This window comes from Pseudonocardia sp. KRD291, from assembly GCF_019263595.1.
Classification (GTDB): Bacteria; Actinomycetota; Actinomycetes; order Mycobacteriales; family Pseudonocardiaceae; genus Pseudonocardia.
The window spans coordinates 1-16,164 of record NZ_JADQDD010000130.1; the positions used below are offsets into that span (position 1 = coordinate 1).

The following is a 16,164-nucleotide window of genomic DNA, read 5'->3' on the forward strand; positions in this document are numbered from 1 at the left end:
CGGCCGCAGGCGCGGGACGAAGGGGAGCGCGCGGGAAGGGTGACGCGGGGTCAGCGAGACGCGGTCCGGCCGACGTCGGAACACCACTCGCACGGGCACGCGGCCGGTCCACCGTGAGGCGGGCGTCCGCGGTCAGCTCTGACCGCGCGACGACGGCAGCGCGGCGCCCGGCCCGATGGTCGGCGACGGTAGGGGCGACCGCGGTTGGTGGGCACCGGCAGCGGGTAGATCCAGAGCGCCGCCGCGACCTGCCGCCGGCTGTGACCGTGAGGAGACCGAGGATGAGCGAGCCGACCCCCACGGGTCCCGAGACCAGCCAGCTCTCGTCCGGCGACGAGCCGGCGACGCGGCACGTCGTCCCCGCGGAGATGGACGAGGACACGGTCGCCGGGTTGGACAAGCTCACCGAGGCGTTGGAGACGATCGAACGCGCCCGGGGCAGCCTGTACACCTTCCACCAGCTCACCGGGTACGGCGACGACCTGCTCGACCCCGCGGTCGCGCACCTGCGCCGGGCCGGCCACCACGATCTGGCGGACACCGTCGAGACCGAGCTGATCGGGCGCAACGTGCTCGCCGGACGGTGGACGTTCCAGATCGTCGAGGAGTACGACGAGGGCTACTACCAGGCCTTCCGCGACATCGCCCGCGAGGCCACCGAGCGGCTCGCCGGGGGACGGACCCACCTCGACGAGGCACGGACGAAGGAGCGTCGGCGCACCCGGGGCCGCGCGGACCACCGCGCGACACCCTGACCGCCGGCGACCTCGCACAGTTGTCGGGGGCATGCGGTTGGCTTCCGACATGCAGGTCACCATCGCCGAGATCAAGGCTCGCTGCCCCGACCCCGCCGCGGCACTGGCCCGGATGCGCGAGCTCGGCGCCACCCGCCAGGGCCGCGACCACCAGGTCGACACCTACTTCGCCGTGGCTCACGGACGCCTGAAGCTGCGGTTGGGCGACCTCGAGACCAACCTGATCCACTACCGGCGCGAGGACCGCGCCGGCCCCAAGGACTCCCAGGTCCAGCTGCACGCGCCGAGCGACGGGGCCTCGTTGCACGCCACCCTGTCCGCCGCACTCGATGTCCTCGTCGTCGTCGACAAACAGCGGGAGATCCTCTGGGCCGACAACGTCAAGCTGCATCTCGACACCGTCGCCGGGCTCGGGACCTTCGTCGAGATCGAAGCGATCGACACAGACGGCACCCGCACCCGCAGCGAGCTGCACGAGCAGTGCCGGCACTGGCTCGACGCCCTGGCCATCGACCCGGGCCTGCTGATCACGCACTCCTACAGCGACCTGATGCTCGTCGCGACCGGAACCGACGACACCGACAGGTCCCCGTCGCCATAGTTACGGCGCAGGCTGCGCGGGTCCGACCGACGCCGGCTGGTGCCCCGTGCCTGCGCAGGCACGGGCGGACCCGACGACGACCAGCACCGAGAACGGTTTGAACGCACGCGCGCGGGGCACCCGCCGAACCTACGGAGGTGCGGTGAACCCCCGCTCGGCGGACGGCGCCCGGCCTCGCATCCTCCACGGACGGTGGAGGTGGCGTGTGTGACGACCGCAGCCCTCACGGCGCCGTTCCGTCACGGTGCCGTTCGCCGCCGTCCTGCTCCGCCGCCGGGAGACCGTCACCGAGGAGGAAGACCCGTGTCCGACCCCCTGACCAGCCGCGCCGCCCCGTTCCGGATGCGTCCCCGCCGCCTCGTCGCGCCCGACCCGCTGCTGCCCCGCGTACCCGGGCCCGGCGCCGAGGCGATCGTCGTCGGTGGCGGCGTCGCCGGTGTCTCCGCGGCGACCGTCCTGGCCGAACGCGACGTGCGGGTGACCGTGCTCGAAGCCGCAGACCACCTCGGCGGACGGTTGGGGGCCTGGCCGGAGCAGGTCGCCGAGCACGGCGAGCAGGTCGTCGAGCACGGCTTCCACGCGTTCTTCCGGCACTACTACACGTGGCGCTCGATCCTGCGCCGGGCCGACCCCGCGTTGTCGTTCCTGCGCCCCGTCGCGAGCTACCCGGTCATCTCCGCCAGCTGGCCCGACGAGGACCTGTCCGGTCTGCCCGCCGCGCCCCCGTTGAACCTGCTGGCCCTCGCGCTGCGGTCGAAGAGCCTGAACCCGCGTGAGCTCGCCCGGGCCGACCCGGACACCGGGCGGGCTCTGCTCGCCTACGACCGCGCCGCCACGGTCGCCGAGCTCGACCACACCGACGCCGCCACGTTCCTCGGCCGGCTCGGGCTCGGTGCGCGCACCCGCAGCATGCTGTTCGAGGCGTTCGCCCGCTCGTTCTTCTGCAACCAGGACGAGCTCTCCGCCGCCGAGCTGGTGGCGATGTTCCACTACTACTTCCTCGGCAACCCCGAGGGCATCGGCTTCGACGCACCCCGCACCGACCACGCGACGGCGATCTGGCACCCACTGCAGCGCTACCTCGACGCACACGGTGCACAGGTCCGCACCGGCAGCCGGGTCACCGGGATCGAGCCCGACGGCGACGGGTGGTCGGTCACCGTCACCGGGGCTGGAGCCGGGTCCGGGGCCGGTGTCGAGCGCCTCGGCGCCCGGCACCTCGTCCTCGCCCTGGACCCCGGGGCGCTGCGGTCGCTGATCGGCTCCTCGCCCGCCGCCGCGACGGCCGCGCCGCAGCTGGCGCGCCGGTGCGCCGCGCTGCGGGTCGCGCCGCCGTTCGCCGTGAGCCGGGTCTGGTTCGACCGCGACGTCGCCGCGCACCGGGCGGTGTTCAGCGCGGTCAGCGGCCAACCGACCCTCGACTCGATCGCGGTCTACTCCCGGCTCGAGGAACCCAGCGCGCGCTGGGCGCGGGAGACCGGCGGGTCGGTGGTCGAGCTGCACTCCTACTCGTGCCGGCAACCCGACGCCGTCAGCGCCGCCCAGGCGCTGCGCGACGAGCTGGCCACCCTATGGCCGGAGACCGCCGACGCCACGATCCTGCACACCCACGGCCGGCTGGAGGCGACCGCACCGTCGTTCCCGCCCGGATCGGCCGGCACCCGCCCGGGTGTGCGCACCGAGCGCCGCGGTCTGCACGTCGCGGGTGACTTCGTCGAGCTGCCCTACCTCGCCGGCCTGATGGAACGGTCCTCGATGTCGGGCGTACTGGCCGCCAACGACATCCTGGCCGAGCTCGGCGCCGCGGCCGAACCGATCCTCGGCGTGCCCCAACGCGGGCTTCTCGCCGACGTGCCCCCGCTGGGCCGGCGAGCCCGATCCGGATGACGGCGTCGCAGGGACTCGTCGATGCCGGTGCCGGGTTGTACTGTCGAACGGCAGTCAGACAGTCGGCTGCTGACCGGACACGGGCTGGTCGCCACCGGCGGCCGCCTGGTGGTCCCGATACCTCATGTGCGTCCTCGACCTCCGGTGAACCGGCTGGGAGCGGTAGACCGCAGTGCATGTCGCCTCGGTCCTGCTCGGCGCGTACCTGACTCAAGGTGTGTAGCCCGTGCTTCCCTCGGACTCTGAGGAGCACGCAGGCCATGCACCCGAACCAGCACGACGAGCTGGTGGCGTCGTTGGCCGGGGCAGCCCGGAACCTGATCAACGCCGGCAGCCTGAACAGTCTCGACGACGTGTTGGTCCAGGTTGTGCAGTGCGCGGTGCAGACGGTGCCGAACACCGACGCCGCCGGCATCTCACTGGCCACGGAGGAGCGGATCGAGTCCCGGGCGCCGTTCAACGACTCGGTCCTGAAGCTGGACAGCCTGCAGGTGGAGCTGGGGCAGGGACCGTGCCTGCGGGCCCTCGCCGACCCGCCGCTGGGCGGCGTGGTGGTCGTCGACGACCTGTCCGGCGCCGACGCCGACCGGTGGCCACGGTTCGCCACGCAGGCCGAGATCTACGGTTACCGTGCGATCTGTTCCACGCAGCTGTCGGCGAACGGCGGCCCGCACGCGGCCCTGAACCTCTACAGCCACACGGCGAACGCGTTCGACTCGCATGCCCGGACCGTGGCCGGCCTGTTCGGCGTGCAGGCCGCCCTACTGCTCTACGGCGCCGAGCACGCCGCGAACCTGGGGGCCGCGCTCGGTAGCCGGGACATGATCGGACAGGCGAAGGGCATCCTGATGGAGCGCTTCGACGTCGACGGGGACCAGGCATTCCAGATGCTCGTCCGGTCCTCGCAGGACACGAATGTCAAGCTGGTCGACGTCGCGCGGTGGTTGGTCACCGAGCGAGGCGCGGCGAGACTGTCGAAGGCGTCGAAACCGTAGCCGCGGCGCGTCCTCGGAAGCGCGCACCCGCGGCTGACCCGCCGCCCGCGGATCAGAAGTCGCGAGCCACCTCGTTCGGTGTGCCGCGGGTGATGCGTTGCAGCTGGACGCGTCGTGAGAGTCGTAGCGCGGGCCGGATACCGAGCTGCACGCTGCCGACGACGAACAGCCAGATCCCGAGGTCGTAGAGCGCCTCGAAGAAGAAGAACACGCTGCCCACGGCGAACCAGATCGCGATCATCAGGTCGTTGAGGATGCTGTAGACCTCGAAACGACGCCGGACGACGAGCTCCTCGCGACCCAGCGTGATGGTGATCGGGTCGCCGTCCTCGTCGGGCTCGGACTCCTCGTGCGGGGTGCTTGTCGGGTTGCTCATCGGACTGCTCCCATCGTCGGCCTCCGCCCGACCGTCGGCGGGGCGAGGCGGCACCGGTCGGTAGGGCGCCACCAGAGGTCGGCACCGGCCGGCCGGGGACTACCCGCTAACGCACCGAGTATGTGGCGCGAGCGCGGACCGGCCGTCGAGCAGGTGTGTCAGCCGGCCGTGGGCGGGATGCCGGAGCGCTCGCGGCCGGCGGGACTGGCGAGCCAGCGGGCGACGTCGACGAGCTTGAGGTTGGTCTCCTGCGAGGAACGCACCAGCATCTGGAAGGCGTGGTCGTCGTCGACGTCGAAGCGTTCCATCAGAATGCCCTTGGCCTGTCCGATGACGTCGCGGGTGCCGATGGCCTGCTGCAGCTGCGCGGCATGGGAGACGCCGTAGATCAGGATTGCGGCCTGGACCCCGAACAGGCCGGCGACGGTGCGCGAGGCGTCGTCGAAGGCGTCGGGCTCGTGGGAGTAGAGGTTCAGCGCGGCCCGGATGCCGCCGGTGGTGCCCAGCTGGGTGGAGAGCATGGATCGGTAGCCCTGTTCCACCGCCAGGGGGCCGAAGTGTGGCCATCGGTCGGCGTCCGGGGCAGCGGCCAGGTCCGGCGCGTGGACGACACCGTCCTCGGGTGGGTCGGCGAGCGCGGTGATGCAGGGGCCCTCGTGGAGCTGGCTCTGCATCTGGTCGAGTTTGCGGATGTCCTCGTTGGTCGGGACGCGGGATCCGACGTGCCCGTCCTCGGTCATCGACACGCCGCCGGCGTCGGCCCCGGGAACGGTGTCCACGGCCGAGACGACGATCTGGCCGAGCGTCGTCTCGAGGTCGTTCATGCTGTGGTGGGCCACCAGGTCGTGGGCGGCCTTGCGGAGGGAGGCGACGAGCGCGTCGGTCTGGTCGGGCTGCATGGGTTCGGTACCGCCTGGCGCGACTAGCGGCGCGTACCCGGGGGTCGGTGACCGGGAAGACCACCACACCGCGTCGAAGGCACACCGCGTAGGAGGTGAGTAGGCCGCGCCGGCGCGGGTAGTGCACTCCAGCGCACGACCTCCGCATCGACGATGTGCAACCCAGAGGATCCACAATGGCTCAACACCGACAGCTTCGGTCGCTCGACGCCGCCACGACGGCGAGTCCCGGGTCGTCCGCACGGCGCGACTCGTCCGTAGGGCTCGAGTCGGCCGTCGATCTCGGCGCGGTGGGTCGGCCCGGCGGCACGCGGGACGTGCCGCTGCGCCTGACCCGGCGGGTCTCGGGAAAGCCCCGCCTGCTCGGGCTGGACTCGCGGCTGCGGCGGCCCGCCTGATGGCCGCCGCGACCCTGCCCGCCCGCGCCGCGTCCCTGTGGGCTCCCGAGCCGGACGCGCGGGAGGCCTCGTCCGCGCAGAGCTCCTACCCGCCTCTGGACGGCGACTCTCGGGTGGACGTGACCGTGATCGGGGCAGGCATCACGGGACTGTCCACCGCGGTGATGCTCAAGCGGGCCGGGCTGTCGGTGGCCGTGCTCGAGGGCCGTCACATCGGTGCGGCCGCGACCGGGCACACCAGCGCGAAAATCTCGTTGCTGCAGGGGACACGGGCCTCGACCCTGGCCCGGTCGCTGGGCGAGGACGCGGTCCGCGACCACGTCGCCGCCCATCGGGCCGGCATGGGCTGGCTGCTCGAACGGGCCGCGGACGTCGACTGCGGGCTCGAGCGCGCCACCGCGGTCACCTACTCGACGAGCGCGAAGGACGGGTCGGGCGCGCGCGCCGTGCGCGCGGAGGCCGAGGCTCTGCGCGCCGCAGGCCTGCCGGTCGAGCTCGGCACCGACGTCGGCCTGCCCTTCCCGGTCACCGAGGCGGTCGGGCTGGGGGAGCAGGCCCAGTTCGACCCGGTGCCCTACCTGCACAGCCTCGCCACCGAGGTGCACGGCGGCGGCAGCTCGGTGCACGAGGGCACCCGGGTACGGGCCGCGTCGTGGTTCGGGCCGACCGAGGTGCGCACCGACACCGGCCGGGTCCGTTCGACGTGGGTCGTGGTCGCGACCGGCATTCCGATCCTCGACCGGAGCCTGCACTTCGCGCGGATGGAACCCTCGCGGTCCTACTCGCTGGCCCTGCGGATCGGCTCGCCCACCCCGCCCGGGATGTATCTGTCGGCGGACTCCCCGACCCGTTCGATCCGCACCGCGCGCCACGGCGACGACCGGCTGCTCCTCGTGGGCGGCAACGGCCACCGGGTGGGGACCTCCTCGCCGATGCTTAGCCACGAACGCGACCTGCTCGACTGGGCCGAGGAGCACTGGCCCGTCGAGGCGGTCACCCACCGCTGGTCGGCGCAGGACTACCAGAGCGAGGACGGGCTGCCGTTCATCGGCCCGACGCCGCAGGCCCCGCGTGCGTTGGTCGCGTTCGGCTTCGCCAAGTGGGGGATGAGCGGGGGCAGCGCCGCCGCGATCGCGCTCACCGACCACGTTCTCGGCCGCACCACACCGTGGCTGGGCCGCATGCGCGCCGACCGCCTGCCCCGCAGCAGCCGGGCGTTGACGACGCTGGCGCAGGCGAACGCGCAGGTCGCACGACACCTGGCCACCGGCTGGGCCCGGCCGCACCTGCCCGCGGCCCACGACCCCGCCGAGGGTGAGGGTCGCGTCGAGACCACCGTGCGGGGCAAGGTGGCCCGCTGCCGCGTCGGCGGCGTGCTGCACGAACGCAGCGCCGTCTGCCCGCACCTGGGCGGGATCGTGGAGTGGAACGACGCCGAGACCAGCTGGGACTGTCCGCTGCACGCCTCCCGGTTCGCGCCCGACGGCGGAGTCCTCGAGGGCCCCGCCACCCGCGGCCTCGGCACGCCTCCCGGGCTCGGGTCGGTCGTGCGCCCCCGCGCCTGAGCGAGGGCCGGACCGGGTCCCGGCCCACCGCCGGGCCGTGGCACACGCGTATCGAGGGGGAACGATCGTGCGACGTACGGCTCACCGACGTCCGCTCGCGCTGCAGCGCATTGACCCGCGGAAGTGGGCCGAGCAACGCCCGACGTACCGGCAGGCCGACCCGGCGCTGATCGCCGCAGCCACCGAGCGGGCGACCGCGCGCCCGGCCGGCAACTGGTTCGTCCTGGCGGCCGGCGCCGAGCTGCGCATCGAGCGCCCGGTGAGCCGCACGATCGCCGGCACCGAGATCGTGGCCTGGCGGGACCGGGACGGCACCGTGACCGCCGGGCCGGGCGCGTGTCCGCACCTCGGGGCCCCGCTGGCCGACGGGTACGTCGAGGACGGCCGCCTACGGTGTCGTTGGCACGGCCTGCCCGTGACCCGCGACGGCGGGCCGGGCTGGTGCCCGCTGCCCAGCTTCGACGACGGCGTCCTGGTGTGGGTGCGCCTCGACCGGGCGGGCGCGGAGGACCCGCTGCCCGAGCCGGTGCTGCCCCTCCGCCCGGGCCCGCAGCGACGGATCGCTGCGGTGAGCTCCGTGACCGGCGTCTGCGAGCCGGTCGACATCGTCGCCAACCGCCTGGACCCCTGGCACGGCGCCTGGTTCCACCCGTACTCGTTCGCGCGCCTGACCGTCGTCGAGGCGCCACCAGTCACCGGCGCGACCGAGGAGACCGACCGGTTCGTCGTGGACACGACGTTCCGGATCGGTCCCCGCCTCGGCGTACCGGTGCGCGCCGAGTTCTTCTGCCCCGACCGGCGCACCGTCGTCATGCGCATCACCGACGGCGAAGGGCAGGGGAGCGTCGTGGAGACCCACGCCGTCCCGCACGGGCCCGGTCCGGACGGGCGCGCACGGACCACGGTCACCGAAGCCGTGATCGCCACCTCCGACCGTCCCGGCTTCGGCCGCGCGACCCGGTGCGCGGCCCTGCTGCGCCCGGCGATGCGCGCCGGCGCCGCCCGTCTCTGGCGGGACGACATCGCCTTCGCCGAACGGCGCTACGCCGTACGCCGCTAGACACAGCGCTGGGGATGACGCCCGATCACCCCGGCCGCCGCCACCGATGACCGGCGCGGTCAGGGGGTCACACCGACCGTGCCGCCGAGTTCTCGCTGCCGGCGTCGGCGTGGCTCAGCGTCCCGTCCGCGCTCTCGAGGTGCGCCCGGACGAACCACTGGTACTGCTCGAGACCGCCGGACTGACCGGTCAGCAGGTCCTCGGTCACCGGGTCCAGGTCGCCGGTCTTCTCGATCGCGCCGCGGTGGTCCTCGACCACACCCGAGTACACCAGGTCCAGCGCGGCCAGGTGCCTGATCGCGTCGCCGCGGCCGATGGAGTAGTCGTCCCAGCTGCGCTCGGCCACCAGCGAGCCGGGGGTGCCCGACGGCGAGCCGCCCAGTGTGGCGATGCGCTCGGCGACCTCGTCGACCATGCCGCGCACACCGTCGACCTGCGGGTCGAGCATGGTGTGCACGGCGATGAAGTGCGGGCCCACCACGTTCCAGTGCACGTGCTTGAGGGTCAGGGCGAGGTCGTTGAGGGCGTGCAGGCGGTCCTGAAGGATGCGGACGACCTCACCGGCCTGGTCCTGCTTGAGGCCGGGGACGGTGTAACGGATGCTGTCGGTGGCCATGGGAAGGCTCCCTTCGGTGTGACGTGGCGACGGCTCTCGTGCCGGGATGCTGGTACCCGTCCTGACGCGGGCCATGCACAGCGAGCTCGCGGTCTGCCCGCCCCCTCGCGTTGCCGAGTTGCGTCGGTTGTGCCACGGTTTGACCCGGGTTCGCGTCGGGCCTCGACCGCACGGTCGGGAGGCGCGAACCGGCCCGGCGGTGGCGGACTCTGTGCCACACCCGGGCAGCCGCTCCAACCCCGTGGCGGCTCCAGCGCGCATCCGCAGTGCATCGGAGACGAGGGGAGAGCCCGATGCCCAGCACGACAACATCCACCGGGACCACGGACGTGCGCCGTCACGGCGGGTGGTGACCGTGGCCGACGTGCACCGGCTCCCGACACCCGTCACCCAGGTCTGGGACTGGCAGCTGCGCGCGGCCTGCCGCCGCGTGGACAGTGATGTCTTCTTCCATCCGGCGAACGAACGCGGTCCGGCCGCGGCCGCCCGCGACGCGGACGCCAAGAAGATCTGCGCCGCCTGCCCGGTGATCGGAGCCTGCCGCGACCACGCGTTGGCGGTGCGGGAGCCCTACGGGGTGTGGGGCGGGCTGACCACCGACGAGCGCAACGCCCTTCTGCGCCGGCGCGGCCTGCGCCCTGTCGCAACCTGACGGACATGACGACGACCGGCCCTGCTCGCCCGGGGCGGGCCCGACACCACCCACCACACGCGATCTCGAGAACGGAACGAGTGCCATGGCTGATTTCCGAGCGAGTACCACCGTCAATGCTGCCGAGGGGGCGCTGTTCGACTACCTGTCGACGGTGCAGAACCTGCCCCGCTACTTCTCCCGGATGACCTCGGCGACGCCCGGCGAGGGCAACGAGGTCCACACGACCGCGCAGATGCCCGACGGCACCGAGGTCGAAGGCGACGCCTGGTTCCGCGTCGACGAGAACGCGCGGCGCATCGAGTGGGGCTCGGAAGGGCCCCACGACTATCACGGTTCGCTCGAGGTCACCGCCGGCCCCGAGGCACCCGGCGGGCAGGCGGAGAGCAGCGAGGTGCAGGTGACCCTGCACACGACCCGGTCGCCGACGGCGACCCGGGCGTCGAGGGCGCCTTGGACACGACCCTGGCGACCATCAAGCATCTCGTCGAGGACCAGCCGTGATCCGTCCGTCGCCCGGCGGGTGATCGAGCCGTCGGCGCCCGGTCATCCGGTGCGTCGCACGGCGCGCTGGTGCAGGACCATGTCCCATCGCTCGCGTTCGCCCACCCCGCCCCAGGTCCCGAAGGGCTCCTCGATCTGCAGCGAGTGCTGCAGGCACTCCTGTCGCACCGGGCAGCCGGCGCAGACCTGCTTCGCCTGCTCCTCACGCCGGCGCCACGCCGGGCCGCGTTCGCCGGGCGGGTGGAAGAACGCCGCCGCGTCCATCCCCCGGCACGCCGCCTGACGCTGCCAGTCCCACTCCTCGGTCACCGGTGCCGGAAGTCGAGCCGTATAGGCCATCTCGATCACCTCACTGTGCGTACCGTCCACGACAACCGTGGCACAACCGTGGCATGAGCGCGACCCGAGTGGCGGGTCGCGCGGTGTGGCTGCCGGTGGGCGACCATGGGCCCCATGACCAGACACACCGGCGGTGAGGCGGGAGACTCGTCTGCGCCGGTGTGGACCGCGGCCGCGGTGGCGCGCCGGCTCGGCGTGTCGCCGGCGACGCTGCGCAGCTGGGGGGCCCGCTACGGGGTCGGTCCGCCCGGGCACCAGGCCGGTCGGTACCGCCGCTACTCCAGCGTCGACGTCGCCGAGCTGGACATGATGCGCCGCCTGCACGGCCAGGGCGTGCCGATGGCGACCGCCGCCTCGATCGCCCGCGACCGCCACCGCGGGGCCGACCCACGCGCCGAGTCCGACCCCGGCACGGCCGGCGGCGGGCGGGCGGGCACGGAGCCGGAGCCGGGCTCCGCCGACGACGCCCCACCCGACGAGGTCGGTGCGCTGGTCCGCGCGGCTCGACGTCTCGACGGCGACGCGGCCGTTCGTGCTCTGCAGGACAACTTCGCCCGTCGCGGGGTCGTCGAGACCTGGGACCAGGTGTGCCGCCCGGCCCTCGCCCGCACCGCCTTCGGGGCCGGGTCCGCCGACGGCGCCGCACCGACGAAGGACGAGGGCCCGGACCCGACCGCGACGATCGATGCCGAATGCGTCCTGGTCTGGGCCGTCACCACCAGCCTGCGCAGGCTCCCGGCCCCGCCACCGGCACCACCGGATGCCGGGCTCGTCCTGCTGGCCTGCGGGGAGCGCGAGCTGCACACGCTGGCCATGGACGCACTGCTCGCGGCCCTGGACGAGAAGCACGTGGCCGCCCGCACGCTCGGCCCCTCGGTGCCGACCGCGGCGCTCCTGCACGCCTCCGACCAGATCCGCCCGGCGGCGGTGTTCGTGTGGGCGCAGGTGCCCGGCACCGCCCACCTCGACGTGCTCCGTGACCTGCGGCCGCACTCCGGCGCGGTCGTCGCGGCCGGTCCCGGGTGGGGGCCCCGGGCACTACCCGGCGGAGTGCGCCCCGCGCACGGTCTTGTCGAGGCCGTCGACCTGGCCCGCCGGGCAGTTCACGCGTCGCCGGCGCACCGCGGGCAGGTGACGTCGCGGCCGTCGTTGTAGACCTCCATCACCCGTCGCCCGCACGACGTGCGCCCGCCGGACGGGTCGACCAGGGCGTCCGGCCCGACGTCCGCGTGGTGCACCGCGTCGCCGTCGTCGCTGCGCGCCGGGTATCCCCGACGGGCGCCGGTCTCCGCCATCGAACTCCGCCTCTCCTGATCGCCGCCCGGACCGGGCTCACCGTCGTCGCTTCCTGCACGTCCTCTACCCGTCGTCGCTCGGCCCATGCGTGGCGCACCGAGGTCGCACCGGGCAGCATCGCCGGATGGCAGCTGCTCCAGACCCCGCCGGCCTGCGGGTGCTCACGCTGAACGTCCTCGCCCCGGCCTGGGCCGACTGGCCCCGCCGGCGTGGCGTCGTCCTCGCCGGGCTCCGTGACCTGCGCCCCGACGTCGTCGCGTTGCAGGAGATCCACCTCGGCGCGGACCACGACGAGGCCGCTGACCTGCTCGGACCCGGATACCACCTGGCCCGGCACCCGACCGCGTCCGAGGACGGCACCACGGCCGTGCTCGCGAGCCGGTGGCCGTTCGGCACGGTGCACCGGGTCGACCTCGACGTCGGCGGACGGTCGGGCGAGTTCGGGTGGGGCGGTGCCGTCGTCGCCGAGGTGCTCGGACCGCCGTCGATCGGCCCGTTGCTCGTCGTGCACCACAAGCCGATGTTCCAGCTCGGCCGCGAGCGCGAGCGCGAGCAGGCGGCGGTGCGGACGGCCCGCGTCGTGGAGGACCTGGTCGGCGAGCGTGCCGGGCCCGTTCACGTCGTCCTCCTCGGGGATCTCGACGCCGCCCCGGACTCGGCGAGCGTCCGGTTCTGGACCGGCCGGCAGTCGCTGGAGGGGACGAGCGTCGTCTACCACGACGCGTGGGAGGCCGCCGGCGACGGCGGGCCGGGCCACACGTTCACCCCGGACAACCCGCTGGTCCGCGACGGGGACATGCCACTCGTCGGGCCGCGGCGGATCGACTACGTGATGGTCCGCGGCACCGACTTCGGCCCGACCCTCGCCGTCGCGTCGTGCCGCCTCGCGTTCGACGAACCGCGCGACGGTACGTGGGCGAGTGACCACTACGGCGTCGTCGCCGACCTCACCGTCCCGTCGCGTGCGCCCGGTGACTTCTCACCGCTGTTCCTGGCGTAGGCGGTCACGACGCCGGATACTGCGCGCCGGCGAGCAGCCGTGCGAGGTGGGCGGCGTTGCGTCCCAGGGTCGCCGTGGTGGCCGCCACCGCCTCGGGGGTCTCGTCGAGGTCCTTGAAGTCCTGCGGGTTCATGGCCTCGGAGTTCCAGTAGGTGGACCCGTTCGCCGGGATCGTGAACCCCATGTCGCTCAATGCCTGGAACGAGTCGGCGATGATCTTGTGGGCCCCGTCCTCGTTGCCGACCACCGCGACGACGGCGACCTTGCCGAACAGGCCGGGCCGGCCCTCGGCGTCGGTCTCGGACAGCTCGGCGTCGAGGCGCTCGAGCACCCGCTGGGCCACGCTCGACATGTGACCGACCCACGTCGGCGTCGCGAACACGAGGATGTCGGCGTCATGGATCTGTTCCCGGATCGAGGGCCACTGGTCTCCCTCGCCCATGTCGGCGGCGGTGCCGGGCAGGACCTGGTGGTCCGCCACCCGCAGGCTCCGCCCGGACACGCCGCGTGCGCTCAGGGCGTCGAGCACCTGGCGGGCCATCACCTCGCTGCTGGACGGCTCGGGGCTCGCCTTGAGGCTGCACACCAGGGCGAGAGCAGAAATGTCGTCGGCCATGGGGGGCGGCTACCCGCTGCCGCGCGCGGCAATCCCCGGTCGGGCGCCCCGCACCCGCATGCGCCCCCCGCTCACCGGGTACCCGCCGCGGATCCCGACGGAGGAGGACAGCCATGGCGGACGAGCCACAGGACCGGCACGAGACGGAGCCGGACCGTCGCGCGGCGCTCGTACACGACCTGGCGGTGGCCAACGACCGCGTGCACGACGCGGACGAGCCGCACGCCGACGCGGCCGGCGGCGAGCATGAGGCCACCCGGGAGCCCGACCGGGAGGGGCAGGGACGGCCGCCGGGCCCGTACACCGACCAGGTCACCGACGGGCCCGCCCCGACCGACCCGAGCGTTCTCGGGCCCCGTGACGAGCCCGACCGGATCCTGCCGCAGGACGAGCCCGCCGACACCGATGGCGACCACGAGCGGCCACCGGTGTGGCACGACGGCCCGCAGGGCCACGGGACGCATCGCTGACCGGGGACGGGCCGGGGCCCAACCCCTCTGGAGGCCCTACTTGAGCGGGTCGTGGCCCCAGTTCATCAGCGAGTAGCGCCACTTCGACGTCTCGACGTCCTGCTTCTTCGGCGGCTGGGCGAGGTGGCGGTGCACGTAGCCGGTGACCTTGCGCATCGCGGCGAGGTCGTCGTCGCCGAGATCGCCGGCCTTGGTGCGCTGCAGCTCGAGGATCCGCCGGCCCATCTGGTGCCCGGTGGACTCGCCGTTGCCGCCGGTGTCGCCGACCGCCTTCGCCTCGTCGGTGTCGAGCCAGCGCTCCAGCTCCTTGGGCGTCATGTTGACCGCGTCGTCGAACTCGTCGCGGACGGTGCTCTCGTCGGTTGCCATGCCGGGCGGTACCCGCCGACACGGTCGTGCAACCGGCCGAGAGCCGTTGCGTCGCCGGGCCGGGGGTGGTGGCCCTCAGGGGGCGGCCGGGTCCAGCTCTCCCGCGACGACCGCGGCTGCCACCTCGCTCAGGCGCCGGTTGTGGCTGCGGGCGTGCGAGCGCAGCGCGGTGAAGGCCTGGTCGGGGCCCACCCGTAGTCGTTCGGCCAGGATGCCCTTGGCCTGTTCGACCAGGACCCGGCTGTCCAGTGCGGTCTGCAGCTGGTGGGTGAGCTCGTCGCGGCCGGCGAGGGCACGTTCGCGCAGGATGCTGATCGTGGCGACCGCGGCCAGCGTCTCGGTCAGGTGCGCGTCGGAGGCCGGCAGGGCGCCGGTGCCGCAGGAGAACAGGTTCAATGCACCGACGGTCTGTTCCCGTAGCCGCAGCGGTTGGGCGTGCACCGCGCGGTAGCCGTTGTGGCGGGCGTGCCGGACCAGCTCGGGCCACCGGTCCGCGTCGAGGTCGAGGTCCGGGCTCTCGACCGTGCGGGCGGTCCGGAAGGCCTCCGGGCACGGACCGTCGTCGGTCTGGAGCTGGAACAGCTCGAGCAGCCTGGCGGTCTCGTTCGAGGCCGCCGCGACCTGCAGCCGGCCGGCGTCGTCGGCCAGCAGCACACCGGCCGCATCGACCCCGAGCAGCTCCACACACCCCTGCGCGAGGTGGGTGAGCAGGTCGAGCACGTCGTAGTCGGTGGCCAGCGTGTCCGCCAGGGCGACGAACATCTCGGCCAGGCGGCGCTGATCAGGCTCCATGGCTCCCGCCGTGTCGGGGACGCTGTCCGGTCCGGGCGCGGGTACCCGACATTCTCCGCGGCAAACGCCGGAGCGGTGCATTCCCCGGTGGGGCCGTGACGCCGGCGCCCGAGGTGCAGGACCGCCGCCCGGCGGGTAGTCCCTGCACGACCGACGACGGCGCGAGGAGGAAAGACCGTGGCGAGGGCGATCTGGACGGGTGCGATCACGTTCGGCCTGGTGTCGATCCCGGTCGGGGTCTTCGCCGCGACCGAGGACCACACCGTGCACTTCCACCAGTTCCAACGGGGCAGCTCGGACCGGGTGCGCAACCAGCGGGTGAACGAGCGCACGGGCGAGCAGGTGGAGTACGGCGACATCGTCAAGGGCGCCGACATCGGCGACGGCGAGCACGTCGTCGTCGACCCGGACGAGCTCGACGCGATCGCCCCGGGGCGGTCGCAGAGCCTGGAGATCTCCGACTTCGTCGACCTCGACGAGATCGACCCGCTTTACTTCCAGCGCACCTACTGGCTGGCCCCGACCCGGGACGGGGACGCCGGGCCCTACGGGCTTCTGCTGCAGGCCATGACCGACACGAACCGCGCGGCGATCGGCTCGTTCGTGATGCGCAACAAGCAGTACCTGGCCGCGATCCGCCCGGACCGGGACGTGCTGGCGATGGAGACGCTGTACTTCGCCGACGAGGTGCGCGACCCCCGTGCCGAGCTGGAGAACCTGCCCGCGCGACGTAAGGGCGGGCGCGACGACCGGGAGCTCGACATGGCGACCCGGCTGATCGAGTCGATGAGCGGGCCGTGGCAGCCCGAGCAGTACCACGACTCCTACCGCGAGCGGGTCGAGCAGCTGATCGAGGACAAGCGCCGGGGCCGCGAGGTGGTGACCGAGTCCGAGCCTCCCGAGCCGACCGAGATGTCGGGCCTGCTGGACGCCCTGCAGCGCAGCGTCGACGCCGCCCGCGACGGAAAGTCGGC

Annotated in this window: 20 protein-coding genes; 12 read left to right on the forward strand and 8 right to left on the reverse strand. The window is 73.4% G+C overall.

Going from position 1 to position 16,164, the window contains the following annotated elements:
* The first annotated feature begins 281 nt into the window (after positions 1-281).
* The 4 genes from I4I78_RS18340 (at position 282) to I4I78_RS18355 (ending at position 4,238) form a co-directional block, all read left to right on the forward strand.
* Positions 282-755 (forward strand): hypothetical protein, encoded by a 474-nt coding sequence (locus tag I4I78_RS18340; protein WP_308252206.1) that lies wholly within the window; start codon positions 282-284, stop codon positions 753-755.
* Positions 756-786: 31 nt separating this feature from the next.
* Positions 787-1,356: a class IV adenylate cyclase gene (locus I4I78_RS18345; RefSeq protein WP_226379950.1), complete on the forward strand. Its 570-nt coding sequence runs from the start codon at positions 787-789 to the stop codon at positions 1,354-1,356.
* Positions 1,357-1,659: 303 nt separating this feature from the next.
* The gene (locus I4I78_RS18350) at positions 1,660-3,243 is read left to right on the forward strand and encodes an FAD-dependent oxidoreductase (protein WP_218612576.1); all 1,584 of its coding nucleotides are present in this window, start codon (positions 1,660-1,662) and stop codon (positions 3,241-3,243) included.
* Between the two features lie 260 nt (positions 3,244-3,503).
* Positions 3,504-4,238 carry a GAF and ANTAR domain-containing protein gene (locus tag I4I78_RS18355; RefSeq protein WP_218612577.1) on the forward strand — a complete coding sequence of 245 codons (735 nt, stop codon included), beginning with the start codon at positions 3,504-3,506 and terminating at the stop codon, positions 4,236-4,238.
* Between the two features lie 52 nt (positions 4,239-4,290).
* Here the strand turns inward: I4I78_RS18355 and I4I78_RS18360 are convergent, their stop codons facing one another.
* Complete coding sequence (locus I4I78_RS18360; protein ID WP_218612578.1) at positions 4,291-4,614, reverse strand: YrhK family protein; 324 nt, start codon at positions 4,612-4,614, stop codon at positions 4,291-4,293.
* Positions 4,615-4,772: 158 nt separating this feature from the next.
* Positions 4,773-5,513 (reverse strand): GAF and ANTAR domain-containing protein, encoded by a 741-nt coding sequence (locus tag I4I78_RS18365; RefSeq protein ID WP_218612579.1) that lies wholly within the window; start codon positions 5,511-5,513, stop codon positions 4,773-4,775.
* A 176-nt stretch (positions 5,514-5,689) separates the two neighbouring features.
* Between I4I78_RS18365 and I4I78_RS18370 the strand changes: the two genes are divergently transcribed.
* The 3 genes from I4I78_RS18370 to I4I78_RS18380 all read left to right on the forward strand — a co-directional run bounded on the left by I4I78_RS18370 (position 5,690) and on the right by I4I78_RS18380 (position 8,536).
* A complete protein-coding gene (locus tag I4I78_RS18370; RefSeq protein WP_218612580.1) occupies positions 5,690-5,911 on the forward strand; it encodes a hypothetical protein in 222 nt (73 codons plus the stop codon).
* The gene (locus I4I78_RS18375) at positions 5,911-7,476 is read left to right on the forward strand and encodes an FAD-dependent oxidoreductase (RefSeq protein ID WP_218612581.1); all 1,566 of its coding nucleotides are present in this window, start codon (positions 5,911-5,913) and stop codon (positions 7,474-7,476) included. Before I4I78_RS18370 ends, I4I78_RS18375 begins: the two co-directional genes overlap by 1 nt.
* Before the next feature lie 67 nt (positions 7,477-7,543).
* Complete coding sequence (locus tag I4I78_RS18380) at positions 7,544-8,536, forward strand: DUF5914 domain-containing protein (RefSeq protein WP_308252207.1); 993 nt, start codon at positions 7,544-7,546, stop codon at positions 8,534-8,536.
* A 67-nt stretch (positions 8,537-8,603) separates the two neighbouring features.
* Here I4I78_RS18380 and I4I78_RS18385 read toward each other — a convergent pair whose 3' ends face one another.
* Positions 8,604-9,152, reverse strand: coding sequence for a Dps family protein (locus I4I78_RS18385; protein ID WP_218612582.1), 549 nt, complete (start codon positions 9,150-9,152; stop codon positions 8,604-8,606).
* A gap of 355 nt (positions 9,153-9,507) precedes the next feature.
* On the opposite strand from I4I78_RS18385, the gene I4I78_RS18390 reads away from it, so the two are divergent.
* Positions 9,508-9,804, forward strand: a complete 297-nt coding sequence (locus I4I78_RS18390; protein ID WP_218612583.1) for a WhiB family transcriptional regulator — start codon at positions 9,508-9,510, stop codon at positions 9,802-9,804.
* Positions 9,805-10,350: 546 nt separating this feature from the next.
* Here I4I78_RS18390 and I4I78_RS18395 read toward each other — a convergent pair.
* Positions 10,351-10,647: a WhiB family transcriptional regulator gene (locus tag I4I78_RS18395; RefSeq protein WP_218612584.1), complete on the reverse strand. Its 297-nt coding sequence runs from the start codon at positions 10,645-10,647 to the stop codon at positions 10,351-10,353.
* A gap of 114 nt (positions 10,648-10,761) precedes the next feature.
* Here I4I78_RS18395 and I4I78_RS18400 point away from each other — a divergent pair, with 114 nt between their 5' ends.
* Positions 10,762-11,802: a MerR family transcriptional regulator gene (locus I4I78_RS18400; protein ID WP_218612585.1), complete on the forward strand. Its 1,041-nt coding sequence runs from the start codon at positions 10,762-10,764 to the stop codon at positions 11,800-11,802.
* Here I4I78_RS18400 and I4I78_RS18405 read toward each other — a convergent pair.
* The gene (locus I4I78_RS18405) at positions 11,751-11,942 is read right to left on the reverse strand and encodes a hypothetical protein (RefSeq protein ID WP_218612586.1); all 192 of its coding nucleotides are present in this window, start codon (positions 11,940-11,942) and stop codon (positions 11,751-11,753) included. The two genes, I4I78_RS18400 and I4I78_RS18405, sit on opposite strands and share 52 nt — an antisense overlap.
* Before the next feature lie 125 nt (positions 11,943-12,067).
* Between I4I78_RS18405 and I4I78_RS18410 the strand changes: the two genes are divergently transcribed.
* Positions 12,068-12,943, forward strand: a complete 876-nt coding sequence (locus tag I4I78_RS18410) for an endonuclease/exonuclease/phosphatase family protein (protein ID WP_218612587.1) — start codon at positions 12,068-12,070, stop codon at positions 12,941-12,943.
* 4 nt (positions 12,944-12,947) lie between these two features.
* On the opposite strand, the gene I4I78_RS18415 is transcribed toward I4I78_RS18410, so the two are convergent.
* Positions 12,948-13,559: a flavodoxin family protein gene (locus I4I78_RS18415; protein ID WP_218612588.1), complete on the reverse strand. Its 612-nt coding sequence runs from the start codon at positions 13,557-13,559 to the stop codon at positions 12,948-12,950.
* A 113-nt stretch (positions 13,560-13,672) separates the two neighbouring features.
* On the opposite strand from I4I78_RS18415, the gene I4I78_RS18420 reads away from it, so the two are divergent.
* Positions 13,673-14,029, forward strand: coding sequence for a hypothetical protein (locus I4I78_RS18420; RefSeq protein WP_218612589.1), 357 nt, complete (start codon positions 13,673-13,675; stop codon positions 14,027-14,029).
* Positions 14,030-14,065: 36 nt separating this feature from the next.
* Here I4I78_RS18420 and I4I78_RS18425 read toward each other — a convergent pair whose 3' ends face one another.
* Positions 14,066-14,398 (reverse strand): DUF3140 domain-containing protein, encoded by a 333-nt coding sequence (locus tag I4I78_RS18425; RefSeq protein WP_218612590.1) that lies wholly within the window; start codon positions 14,396-14,398, stop codon positions 14,066-14,068.
* A gap of 75 nt (positions 14,399-14,473) precedes the next feature.
* Positions 14,474-15,190 (reverse strand): GAF and ANTAR domain-containing protein, encoded by a 717-nt coding sequence (locus I4I78_RS18430; protein WP_218612591.1) that lies wholly within the window; start codon positions 15,188-15,190, stop codon positions 14,474-14,476.
* 177 nt (positions 15,191-15,367) lie between these two features.
* On the opposite strand from I4I78_RS18430, the gene I4I78_RS18435 reads away from it, so the two are divergent.
* The coding region (locus I4I78_RS18435; protein ID WP_218612592.1) for a Ku protein at positions 15,368-16,164 on the forward strand (797 nt) is incomplete at its 3' end.